This window comes from Corallococcus sp. 4LFB (assembly GCF_046520365.1).
Taxonomy (GTDB): Bacteria; Myxococcota; Myxococcia; order Myxococcales; family Myxococcaceae; genus Corallococcus; species Corallococcus caeni.
In genome coordinates this window covers 30,292-41,529 of the sequence record NZ_JBKGHJ010000015.1, presented here as the reverse complement: position 1 = coordinate 41,529, position 11,238 = coordinate 30,292, and the positions used below count along the sequence as shown (strand labels likewise).

The window sequence follows — 11,238 nt, the reverse complement described above, 5'->3', positions numbered from 1 at the left end:
ACCAGCTCCAGCGGCGGCACCCGCGCGGACTCCACCTCCAGCGCCAGCACGCTCACCGCCAGGCCGGAGCCGCGCACCCGGTCCAGCTCCTCGGAGAGCCGCGCCCGCAGCCCTTCGGCCTCCAGCGCCCGCCGCTCCGGCAGGGGCCGCTCGCCCCGGTGGAACACCAGCGTCACGTTGCCCAGCGTCACCACGTCGCCGCCGTCCAGCGGCCGGCTGCCCTGCACCCGCTCGCCGTTGACCCGCACGCCGTTGTGGCTGCCCAGGTCCGCGATGAACGCCTCGCCCTCCGCCACCCCCACCCGCGCGTGCTGGCGGCTCACCGACGCGTCCTCCACCAGGAGGTCCGACTCCGCCGCGCGGCCAATCACCACCGCCCCCTCCCGGGGCAGCGGCACCAGCGTGGAGGTGTTGCCCAGCAACAGCAGCAGGTACAGCCGGTCCGCCGGGGCGGCGCGGGAGGCCCCCTTGCGGGAGTCCTCGGTGTCCATCAGGTCGCGTGACGGCATTCCCTGAAAGAATGCCCAGGCCCATGAATTCCGGGCAACCCGGAAGCCCGATTGATTTGCGGGTCAGGCAGCGCGCGGTCCATGCTCCCCCGGGAGGAGAGGGACTTCATGGCCAAGATGCTGAAAGAAGGGGATTCGGTTCCGGACGTCACGCTGCGGGGGCCGGGCGACGTGCCGGTGCGCCTGCGCGACCTGCTGGGGGACAAGGCGATGGTCATCTACTTCTACCCTCGGGACGACTCTCCGGGATGTACCGTCCAGGCCTGCAGCCTGAGGGACCAGTACCAGGACTTCACCGACGCGGGCGCGGACGTGGTGGGCATCAGCAGCGACTCCGCCGAGTCCCACGAGAAGTTCATCGCGAAGCACCGGCTCCCCTTCCGCCTCCTCAGCGACCCGGATGGCGCGGCGCGCAAGGCCTTTGGCGTGGGCACCAACTTCCTGGGGCTCTTGCCCGGGCGGGTGACGTTCGTCGCCGACAAGGGCGGCACCATCCGCTACGCGTTCGACTCGCAGGTGCAGGTGAAGAAGCACGCCGAAGTGGCGCTGGAGGTCGTCCGGTCGCTCACGGGCCAGGGAACCGCTCCCACCCGTCCTGCCTGACACACGCGTTTGCCCCGCGTTTCCCGGTAGACTGATTCACGACGTCCTGGCGGTGGGAGCCGGGACGTCGCACCCCCGTCGCGAGCAACAATGGGACACATCGGGTGGGCCGGAGGTCATGTCATGCGGTTTCACTGGTTGCTGGGACTGTCGCTGTGCGTCGGCGGCTGCGCGAGCCTGACGAAGGACCTGCATGACGAGGGCCCGGGGGACGAGGAGGTGCCCACGGAGGAGACGGTGTACCTGGTGCCGCTGGACGAGGCGCTCTTCACCATGCGGCGCGTCTTCGAGGAGCAGCGCTACGACGTCTTCGAGCGCGCGGGCCACCACGAGCTCTACACCTCCGCGCACGAGCCCGGGATGAACCTGCCCGGCAACCGCACCTTCGAGCGCTACTTCGTGAAGGGCGCGGCGGTGGGCCCGCGCCAGTCCGTCATCCGCGTCTTCCGCCTGCGCTACCGCGAGCAGGACACCAACATCGAGGTGAAGCCCAAGTGGCTCAACGAGCGCATCCAGGACGAGGAGAAGTACCTCTCCCGGAAGACGTTCGAGCGCTTCACCTTCGATGGCGTGCCGGACATGGAGGGCTTCAAGATGGTGCGCGGCACGCGCGACCTGTCGCTGGAGCGCAAGCTGCTGACGAAGCTGGAGATGGTGCCGTCGCTGGAGCTGGTGGGCGGCAGGACGACCGCGCCCGTGCGCTCGGTGCAGGTGGAGGGCTGGGACGACGACACGGCCCGGCCGCCGCCCGTGAAGTGCGGCGAGCCGCTGGAGGGCGTGGAGCCGCTGCTGGCCGCCGGGCACACGGTGCTGGTGGGAGACCCGCTGGGCACGCGCGAGCTGCCGGAGGTGGCCACGCGGATGCTCTGCGACGCGGTGGAGAAGAAGCTGCCGGTGGCGCTGGCGCTGTCCATGCCGTCGGAGGACCAGGGCGCGCTGGATGACTACCTGGCCAGCGAGGGCCACGGCCCGGACCTGGAGCGGCTCTTGGTGGTCAGCTCCTTCTGGCGCCGCGTGTACCAGGACGGCCGCAGCAGCGGCGCGCTCCTGCGCCTCATCGAGCAGGCGCGCCGGCTGCGTGCGCAGGGCCACTCCGTGACGGTGCTGGCGTTCGACTCCAACAACGCCTCCGGCAACGCGCGCGAGGCGGAGATGGCGAAGAACCTCATCGCCTGGCGTCAGGCGAACCCGGACACGTGGCTCCTGGCGCTCGCGGGCGACGTGCACGTGCGCACGAAGCCGGTGAGCTGGAACAAGGACTTCGAGCCGCTGGGCTCGCGGCTGACGAAGGCCCTGCCCTCCTCGCCGGTGAAGGCGCTGGAGGTGGGCTTCGCGCGAGGCTCGCAGTTCTCCTGCCGCTTCAACGTCTGGGAGCAGGTGGACTGCAACGTGTTCGCGCTGAGCCCCACGCCGGAGCTGCGCCAGGAGCCGGGCACGCCGCGCAAGGTGGCGCTGTTCGACGCGCCCAGCGACAAGGGCTTCCACGGCCGGCTCTGGGTGGGGACGCTCAACGCCTCCCCGCCAGTCATCCAGCGCGCCGTCCCGCCCGTGGCCCAGCAGCAGCAGGGCGCCGCGAAGCCCGCGGACGCGGAGCACTGATCATCCGCTGCTGACAGGCAACCCCTCGAAGGCCTCCCATCCGCCGGGAGGCACCGGGACGCCCAGCGCATCCAGGCACTCGCGGGCCTGGGCGTTCCAGCCGGAGTCCATGAGGTGGCCGGAGGGCGCGGCTACCAGGGACTCCGCGAACGATTGCACCCTGGGAGATGCGGTCCGGAAGCGCTCCGCATCCGGGCTGCCCCACGCCTTCGCGCAGAAAGCCGAGAGCGCCGCCATGCGGGACTGGAGCACGGTGCGCAGCTCCTCGGCCGGGGCCTGGGTGCACCACCGTTCGAAGAGACGAGGTGAGGCCAGGACGGTCAGGAGGTTGAGCGCCTCCGCCACAAGAACTGCGTCTTGTGCCCACGAGTCCTCAGCCACAGATGGGCCCCAGGCGAGCGTTGAAGGCAGCAAGCTGCTGAAGTTTCCGTCTGCGCATGCGATGCCTCATGGCGGACCGCGCTCCACCCAGCCGGGCACGCCGCGCCGCCCCGACTTCACTTCCATCTTTCACCGTGTTTGCATGGATTGCGATGGCAGTCGCTCTCATGCTCATGATCCGCAGCCTCGCGAGCGCAGTCGTGCTCCTCGCCCTTGTCGGGTGTGGTTCGGCCACTGTCGGCGGAGGCGGCAGTCCGGCGCGCTCGAAGTGGGTCGGGTCGGTCGTCAGGACGCCGGACGGCGGGAAGCTCCGCACGACCATCTACTACGGGCCATGGCTGTGCAGCGCCGCATTCCTGTCCCGGTGCGAATCGAAGTGCGCAGCGCAGGGCTACCCGCTCATGGGCTGCATGTGGCTGGCCGACATCAAGGGGGACTGGCAGGGGCGCTACCTTTTCATGCCTGCGGAGGCTGGCGGCCGCCTCGCCATCACCCACTGCTGCTGCGACTACCCGAAGGTGTCGGACGGGAAGTGGCGCCGGGACACATGGAAGAACTCTCGCAACGCGTTCCGCGATGAGTGGGGCCGCGAGTTCGGCGGCTGGCCATCGACGGGGGGTGTCAACTGGCAGGGGCACCACATCTTCGACCTGGGGCACGGCGGGGCGCCGGTTGCCCGCGATAACGTCCTCCCGGTGCCCGACGACGTGCACGGTGTGCTCAACCGCGAGTATCCCGCCTGCTACGCGCCGGGTGGCCAGTGGCTGAAGCCAGGCCCCGCGCGGCCCTACGTGGATTGACGGCCATGCTCATGGACCAACTCCTGGCCGAAGTCTCCCGGCTCCACTTCCCCAACACGCCCGCGACGCCCGCGCAGTTGGCTGCCTTCGAGGCGCGCGTCGGGTGGGACTTGGACGAGGATCTGCGGGCCTTTTACCTCCACTGCGACGGGTGCACGCTCTTCGCGCCACGGGCCGATGCGCTCTACCGCGTCTTGCCTCTCGCTGAGATCCGTCGCGCCCGCCTAGCCATCCGCGCCAGCGACGAGGACCGGGATGGGGCGCCGTCCGTCTTCACGCTGGTGGACATGCAGGACTCCGATTACGTCGTCATGGACAGCGCCCAGCGCGAGGCGGGCCGATATCCGCTGTTCGACGCCTTCCATGAGACCTTCCCGGAGGAGATGGAGCGCATCGCATCCAGATTCGCGGAGTTCCTGGAGCGGGCGCTGCGCAGTGGCAACCGTGCATTCTGGTTGGGCAGCGAGCCACCGGGTCGCTGACCTGAGCCTGAAGTCATCGGTCGAACGGATTGAAGCCACGCGGGCCCCGGACCTCCCGGAGCCCGCGCGGGATGCGCCGGACGGAGAAAGCGCCTACGGCAACTTCGAGGTGAGCTGCACGCCGCTCACCACCAGGGCGTAGTCGGCGTCCACCGCCGTGGTCTCCGTGCGAGCGTCCTGGACCAGCTCGTCCGCCAGGACCTCCACCTTCCACGTGCCCGCGGCGGGGTTCGCGAGGAAGACGTTCTCCACGGTGTCGACCTTGTTGGACACGCCGCCGGCCGTGGACACGTTGCCCGCAGTCAGCCCGTTGTTGCCCCAGTACACGGTGCCGTTGGGCGCCGTCACGCGCAGGGACAAGTCATTGATGCGCGCCCGGGCCGCGCCCACGGTGCCCATGGGGTCCGTGTAGGCCATCGTGACGTTGAGCTCCGGCTCACCGCTGGCCACGGTGAAGGTGTACGTCTTGGTCGCGAGCGGCGTGAGGACGTCCGTCTCGTCGACGACGAACGTCTTCGCGGCGCGGTCGTACAGGCGCTTCAGGTCGGACGTCCCCCAGCCCTGCTTGTTGCGGTCAAGGTCCGCGTTGGCGCCGCCCGCCAGCCAGTTGTACCTGGCCGCGCCGTTGATCATCAGCGCCTTCGCGGTGGCCATCTGCGGGCGGCTGGTGAAGACGTCCGCCTTGCCGCCGTGGCCGGCCCACACGCCCTGGTGCCACATCTGGTGCAAGAGGCCGAAGTGGCCGGACGTCTGGGGCGTCGCGGAGCTGGTGCCGCTGAACTCCGTGTAGCTGCTGTCGGAGGAGCCGGACGCGCCCCGGATGCTGTCGTAGTAGAAGGCCAGGTCCGGCTTGATGCGGCCGTCCGCCGCCGGGCCGATGCTCGCGCCCGAGGACCAGCGGTCATCCGTGCGCGTCTGCGTGTTGTAGTGCCGGATGCCGCCCACGGAGACGATGTTCTTCGCCCACGCCTGCGGCCGCGAGTTGCGCGTGCCGCTGTTGCTCTGCGACTGCGTGCTCAAGAGCGGCGCCTTGAAGAGGTAGTCGTCCACCTCCGCGGAGATCGTCGTGTACGACGTCGTCAGCGCGCTGCCCACGCTGGAGGTCTGGAACACCGCGCGGTAGGGGCCGCTCGGGTTGATGAGCTCCTGGTTCGCCGTGTAGCGGGACCTGGTGCCGCCAAACTGCGTGGACTCCGAGTAGAGGAAGAAGATGCCCTGCCCGCCCGGCAGCAGGCCCCTGGCCAGCGGATCCACGCCCCGGGCGAAGTTGTGGCTGTAGCAGCTCGTGCCGTGCAGCGAACCGGAGGACGTGCCCACGCTGTGGATGATGGGCGCGGTGGGCCACTCGCGGTGGGTGGTGCGCAGCTCGGTGTCGAAGATCTCACCGCGCACGCCCTGCCCGTTCCAGCCCTTGAGCGTCTCGATGTAGTTGGCGCCGCCCGTCGCGCGCACGATGTCCATGTCCACCTCGCCGGGGCCCCCCCAGCGGTCGATGAACTGCACCTCGTTGGCGCGCACGAGCTGCGCCAGCTGCTCCTGGCTGAGCGTCGCCTCCACGCGCAGGCCGCCCGGCTCCACCAGGTCCACCTTGCCGCCCAGCCGCTCCACCAGCGCCGTCACGCGGGCCTGCCGCGCGGCGCCGCGCTCCCCCAGCATGATGGAGTAGCGCTGGGGCGCGAGCGCCGCCGAGCGCCCCAGCAGCGCGTCGCGCAGCACCGGCTCCAGGCGCCATTCCGGGTGGTAGTCCCCCACCCAGCGCACGGCGGGGAGCTGGGCCACGCGCGCGCGGACCTCCGCCGGCATCTCCACCAGGTACGTGTGGTCCGACAGGAAGCGCAGCACCTTGCCGCCCGCGTTCTCGAGGGTTTCCCGGTACTCCGGCAGCGGCGTGGCGTGGAACTGCACCAGCGCCAGCGTGTTGTCCCGGTCCGCCACCAGCGCGTTGCCCAGCAGCGGCGCGGTGCGCGCCAGCGGGTCGAACGCCGCCTCCGCCAGCCGGATGAGGTACTCCTCCTGCTGCACGCGGCCCAAGAGCTCCGTGCCGCCGCGCGTGTACGCGGAGAAGGCGCGCTCCGTGCCGTCCGCCTGCCGCTCACGCCAGACGTGCAGCTGCACGCCGGTGCCCTGCACCACGTCCAGCGTACGCAGGGCGCTGACCGGCCGCACCGTCTGGTGGAACACCAGCCCCGCTGGCGTCGCCAGCGAAGTGCCCCCCGCCTGGAGCGCCGTCGCCACCGCCGCCCCCGACGCCGCCGGAGCCCGGGTGGCCGCTGAAGGGGTGCGCTCCACCGCGAACGCCCCGGCCGGAACCGCGAGGGTGCAGCCCAGCACCAGCGCCGTCACCGGCCGCCAGCCACCACGAGACGTCGAGAACCGCTTCCGCATGTTCTGCATTTCGGGCACTCCCTTCAAAAGGAGAATAAGCTGTAATACGTATCAAGGCGGCATTTCAAGTCCTTGCCACTCAGTTGCAACAGGGTGTGCTTTTTGCGGCGTGGGCGTCCTTTCCGGGTAGGCCCAGGTGGTTGGGGAGGGGTGGGAGCGCTCAGGTTTCAGGCGCGTGAGTGCATCAGTCAGAGCGGAAACGAACCGCCGGAGTGGCTGGCGAACCCAGGAGCGGCGCGGCCCCGCCCCCCGGCCGAGACCGCGCCGAGGTCGTAGTCCCGCCGTCCCGGACGAGGTATGGGGACCTCCCGTCGATGAGGTCCCCTCCCCGCCCCGCCGGTCCGCATGCATGACCTGAACGCGTTGGTCGGCACGCACGACCTGCTCTTCCTCACGCTGGACACGCTCCGCTACGACGTGGCCCGCGAAGCGCTGGAGGCGGGCCGCACCCCCACCCTGGCCGCGCTCCTGCCCGGCGGCCGGTGGGAGGAGCGCCACAGCCCGGCGAGCTTCACCTACGCCGCGCACCAGGCCTTCTTCTCGGGCTTCCTCCCCACCCCCGTCACCCCGGGCCGCCACCCGCGCCCCTTCGCCCTGCGCTTCGAGGGCAGCGAGACGACCGGCCCCGGCACCTGCGTGCTGGACGCGCCGGACCTCGTCACCGGGCTGGCCGGGCGCGGCTATCACACGGTGTGCATTGGCGGGACGGGCTTCTTCAACCAGCGGAACCCCCTGGGCCGCGTGCTCCCGGGCCTCTTCTCGGAGGCGCACTGGGACCCCTCGCTGGGCGTCACCGCCCCCCGATCCACGGAAAATCAGGCATCACTCGCGGTGAAAATCCTGGGCGCCTTGCCCCGGGAGCAGCGGGTGTTCCTGTTCATCAACGTCTCCGCGCTGCACCAGCCCAACCGGCACTACGTGCCCGGGGCGACGGAGGACTCGAAGGCGACGCAGGCGGCGGCCCTGGCGTACGTGGACGGCCAGCTGGGGCCCCTGTTCCAGGCGCTGCGCCGGCGCGGCCCGGCCTTCTGCATCGTGTGTTCGGACCACGGGACGGCATACGGCGAGGACGGCTACACGGGGCACCGGCTGGGGCACCCGGTGGTGTGGACGGTGCCCTATGGCCAGTTCGTGCTGCCGGTAGACTCCGCGCCATGACGCGCCTGGAGTCGATGCTCGATGGGACGCCTTACGTGGCGTACCTCTACGGCTACCCGCACAAGACAGCCTACCGCCCGCTCACGCCCGCGCTGCCGCTGGAGGACGTCTGGGCGAAGGAGCGGCGGGACGCGCTGTTCCTCTACCTGCACGTGCCCTTCTGCGAGATGCGCTGCGGGTTCTGCAACCTCTTCACCGCCGCGGGCCCCAAGGAGGACGTCGTCGACGCGTGGCTCGCCGCGCTGAAGCGGGAGGCCCGCCGGGTGAAGGACGCGCTGGGGCCGGCCACGTTCGCGCGCGCCGCCATCGGTGGCGGCACCCCCACCCTGCTGGATGTCGCGGGGCTGGAGACGGTGTTCGACCTGGCGGCGGAGCTGGGCGTGGACCCGCGCGACGTGCCCATGTCCGTGGAGGTGTCGCCGGAGACGGTGGACGCGGACAAGGTCGCGCTCTTGAAGGCCCGGGGCGTGGACCGGGTGAGCATGGGCGTGCAGAGCTTCCTGGAGGCGGAGGTCGCCGCGGTGAAGCGGCCGCAGAAGACGGCGCAGGTGGAGGCCACGCTGGAGCTGCTGCGGAGCGCGGGCTTCCCCACGCTCAACCTGGACCTCATCTACGGCATCGAGGGCCAGACGGTGGAGACGTTCCAGCACTCGCTGGAGGCCGCGCTGCGGTACGCGCCGGAGGAGCTGTACCTCTACCCGCTCTACGTGCGGCCCCTCACCTTCCTGGGCAAGAAGTCGCGCGCGTGGGACGACCTGCGGCTGTCGCTCTACCGCACCGGCCGAGACTTCCTCCTGTCGCGCGGCTACACGCAGGTGTCCATGCGGATGTTCCGCGCGGCGCACGCCCCGGCCGCTCGCGGCGCGGTGTACCGCTGCCAGGAGGACGGCATGGTGGGCCTGGGCGTGGGGGCGCGCTCCTACGCGGGCGCGGTGCACTACTCGTCCGAGTACGCCGTGGCCTCGCGCGAGGTGCGCGGCATCATCCAGGCCTATGTCGAACGGGACGCGGCGTCGTTCGGCGAGGTGCGCTACGGCTTCGTGCTGGACGCGGCCGAGCAGCGCCACCGGCACCTGGTGCTGTCGCTGCTCGCGGAGGGCGTGGACCCGGGCGTGTACCGCCAGCGCTTCGGCACGGAGGCGAAGGCGGACTTCCCGATGCTCGCGGAGCTGGAGGCGCACGGGCTGGCGCGCGACGTGGACGGCGTGTTCCAGCTCACGGCCGCGGGCGTGGAGCGCTCGGACCTCATTGGCCCGTGGCTGGACTCCGAGGCCGTGCGTGCACGGATGCAGGAGTACGCCTGGCGATGAAGCTCACCGTGCTTTACCGGGGCCCGCTGTCCGGCTGCAACTACGGCTGCGAGTACTGCCCCTTCGGCAAGTGGAAGCAGAGCGAGGAGGAGCTCACGAAGGACCGCGCGGACCTGGAGCGGTTCCTCCAGTGGGTGGAGTCGCGCACGCAGGACACCGTGTCCGTGTTCTTCACGCCGTGGGGCGAGGCGCTCATCTGGCCCTGGTACCAGCAGGCCCTGGCGCGGCTGACGCACCTGCCCCACGTGGAGCGCGCGGCGGTGCAGACGAACCTCTCCTGCCGGCTGGACTGGCTCGCGGACTGCCGCACGGAGAAGCTGGGCATCTGGGCCACGTACCATCCGGAGTGGATGAAGCGCCCGCGCTTCCTGGCGCAGTGCGAGCGGCTGTCGGAGCACGGCGTGCGCCACAGCGCGGGCATGGTGGGCTTCCGGCGCTTCGCGGACGAGGCGGAGGCCCTGCGCCGCGAGCTGCCCGAGGACACGTACCTGTGGATCAACGCGGTGAAGGACGGCCTGGACGCGTACACGCCCGAGGACGTGGAGCGCTTCACGCGCATCGACCCGCTGTTCCCGGTGAACAACACCCGCCATCCCAGCCGGGGCCGCGCCTGCCGTGGCGGCGAGTCCGTGCTGTCCGTGGACGGTGACGGCACCGCGTACCGGTGCCACTTCATCAAGGAGCCGCTGGGCAACCTCTACGCGCCGGACTTCGACGCGGCGTTGAAGCCGCGCCCCTGCTCGAAGGACACGTGCGGCTGCCACATCGGCTACGTGCACCTGGAGTACCTGGAGCTGGATCGCGTGTTCGGCTCCGGGCTGCTGGAGCGCGTGCCGGCGACGCGGCTGTGGACGGGCGGGGCTCAGCGCAGCGCTTCGCGGAGCTCCCAGTCGTAGACGGACAGGCCGTCGCGCGTGAGGCCGGGGAGCAGGTCCCCGAAGGCGTTCGCCTCCAGCACGCGGTGGCCATGGAAGAAGTCCTCGAACATCAGGTCGATGCCCACGTGGAGGCAGTCGTGCGCGCGGGCCACGGCGCGGCAGCTCTCCATCGCGGCCTCCAGCTCGCGGGGGGGCACCGCCGCGTGGAGCGCGTCCAGGTCTCCCCGGTAGCCGCCCAGGTGCAGGTTGGTGATGGGCAGGCGGCTCTGGCGCACGACGGTGAAGGCGGGCTCGCCGCGCACGGTGAGGACGCGGCAGTCGAACACGTCCCCGCCCAGCCGCGCCTTGAGCCGGGACTCCTCCACCTGCGAGCCTTCCCGCAGGAGGAAGGCCAGCACCGCGTCCACCTCCCGCGCGTCCGTCACGCGGCGCACCTTGAGGGAGTTGAACCAGCCGGTGGCGCCCCGGTGCAGGCTGGTGAGCAGCGAGCCCGCTTCGCCTTCCCGCCGGCTCGGCCGGTACATGGCGAGGCACGACGCGGACGAACCGCAGGACAGCTTCACGAACGCCTCGCGGAAGCCGGCTTCGCGCAGGGCGTGGCGCAGGGCCTCCGGCGTGGTGCCCGGGGCCACGTCCAGGAACGGCGGCACGGGGATGCCCAGGCCCGCGTACCGGCGCGACGTGGTCCGCTTGTCGAACAGGTCCGCGATGGCGCCCGGCGCGGACAGCACGCGCCAGCGGGGACGCAGGGCGAACCGGGCGGACAGGTCCTCCAGCACGCGCAGGAAGCCCAGGTGGTGCTGCCGGGGACACAGCACGCGGCCATGTTCCTCCGGCAGCGCGTCCAGCGCCTCGGGCGTCACGGTGTCGCAGCCGGTGCCGAGCGCATCCGCGAAGCCGCGCTGGAGGAAGGCCCGCTCCACGGCCGCGTCCTCCCCCGCCGCGTCGATGCGGACGAGGCGCTCCGTGTCCGGCAGCTCCAGGAGGACGTCCGGGGCGCGGGCCACCTGCTCCCACGCCACCACGTGCGCGGCGGGAAGGCCCGCGCGGCCCAGGGCCTCCTGGAAGAGCGTGACGCGCCGGTTCCCGGGGTTGCCGATGATCAGGAACGGCGGCGCGGCGGACGGCATGGG

11 protein-coding genes are annotated in these 11,238 nt (G+C 71.1%); 7 read left to right on the top strand and 4 right to left on the bottom strand.

What is annotated here, in order from left to right; translation table 11 throughout:
• On the bottom strand, positions 1 to 509 hold a 509-nt coding region (locus ACLEQD_RS03285), incomplete at its 3' end, for an FHA domain-containing protein (RefSeq protein ID WP_410381721.1).
• A 108-nt stretch (positions 510 to 617) separates the two neighbouring features.
• Here ACLEQD_RS03285 and ACLEQD_RS03280 point away from each other — a divergent pair.
• Both ACLEQD_RS03280 and ACLEQD_RS03275 read left to right on the top strand, forming a co-directional pair.
• On the top strand, positions 618 to 1,112 hold the full coding sequence (locus ACLEQD_RS03280; RefSeq protein WP_410381719.1) for a peroxiredoxin: 495 nt from the start codon (positions 618 to 620) through the stop codon (positions 1,110 to 1,112).
• 123 nt (positions 1,113 to 1,235) lie between these two features.
• Positions 1,236 to 2,711, top strand: coding sequence for a hypothetical protein (locus ACLEQD_RS03275; RefSeq protein WP_410381717.1), 1,476 nt, complete (start codon positions 1,236 to 1,238; stop codon positions 2,709 to 2,711).
• On the opposite strand, the gene ACLEQD_RS03270 is transcribed toward ACLEQD_RS03275, so the two are convergent.
• Positions 2,712 to 3,056, bottom strand: coding sequence for a hypothetical protein (locus tag ACLEQD_RS03270; protein ID WP_410381715.1), 345 nt, complete (start codon positions 3,054 to 3,056; stop codon positions 2,712 to 2,714). It abuts the gene before it with no gap.
• 494 nt (positions 3,057 to 3,550) lie between these two features.
• Here ACLEQD_RS03270 and ACLEQD_RS03265 point away from each other — a divergent pair, with 494 nt between their 5' ends.
• Together ACLEQD_RS03265 and ACLEQD_RS03260 are read left to right on the top strand one after the other, a co-directional pair.
• Entirely contained in the window at positions 3,551 to 3,892 is a 342-nt protein-coding gene (locus ACLEQD_RS03265; protein WP_253895283.1) for a hypothetical protein, read from the top strand.
• A gap of 5 nt (positions 3,893 to 3,897) precedes the next feature.
• Complete coding sequence (locus ACLEQD_RS03260; RefSeq protein ID WP_410381713.1) at positions 3,898 to 4,374, top strand: SMI1/KNR4 family protein; 477 nt, start codon at positions 3,898 to 3,900, stop codon at positions 4,372 to 4,374.
• 93 nt (positions 4,375 to 4,467) lie between these two features.
• On the opposite strand, the gene ACLEQD_RS03255 is transcribed toward ACLEQD_RS03260, so the two are convergent.
• Entirely contained in the window at positions 4,468 to 6,768 is a 2,301-nt protein-coding gene (locus ACLEQD_RS03255; RefSeq protein WP_410381711.1) for a S8 family serine peptidase, read from the bottom strand.
• A gap of 336 nt (positions 6,769 to 7,104) precedes the next feature.
• On the opposite strand from ACLEQD_RS03255, the gene ACLEQD_RS03250 reads away from it, so the two are divergent.
• Genes ACLEQD_RS03250 through ACLEQD_RS03240 form a run of 3 tightly spaced genes read left to right on the top strand, consistent with a single transcriptional unit; the run spans position 7,105 to position 10,123 of the window.
• Positions 7,105 to 7,917: an STM4013/SEN3800 family hydrolase gene (locus ACLEQD_RS03250; protein ID WP_410381709.1), complete on the top strand. Its 813-nt coding sequence runs from the start codon at positions 7,105 to 7,107 to the stop codon at positions 7,915 to 7,917.
• Positions 7,914 to 9,227, top strand: a complete 1,314-nt coding sequence (locus tag ACLEQD_RS03245; protein ID WP_410381707.1) for an STM4012 family radical SAM protein — start codon at positions 7,914 to 7,916, stop codon at positions 9,225 to 9,227. The genes ACLEQD_RS03250 and ACLEQD_RS03245 overlap by 4 nt, the downstream gene beginning before the upstream one ends.
• The gene (locus ACLEQD_RS03240) at positions 9,224 to 10,123 is read left to right on the top strand and encodes an STM4011 family radical SAM protein (RefSeq protein WP_410381705.1); all 900 of its coding nucleotides are present in this window, start codon (positions 9,224 to 9,226) and stop codon (positions 10,121 to 10,123) included. Before ACLEQD_RS03245 ends, ACLEQD_RS03240 begins: the two co-directional genes overlap by 4 nt.
• On the opposite strand, the gene ACLEQD_RS03235 is transcribed toward ACLEQD_RS03240, so the two are convergent.
• Positions 10,090 to 11,235 (bottom strand): STM4014 family protein, encoded by a 1,146-nt coding sequence (locus ACLEQD_RS03235; protein ID WP_410381703.1) that lies wholly within the window; start codon positions 11,233 to 11,235, stop codon positions 10,090 to 10,092. The genes ACLEQD_RS03240 and ACLEQD_RS03235 overlap by 34 nt on opposite strands.
• Positions 11,236 to 11,238: the final 3 nt, after the last annotated feature.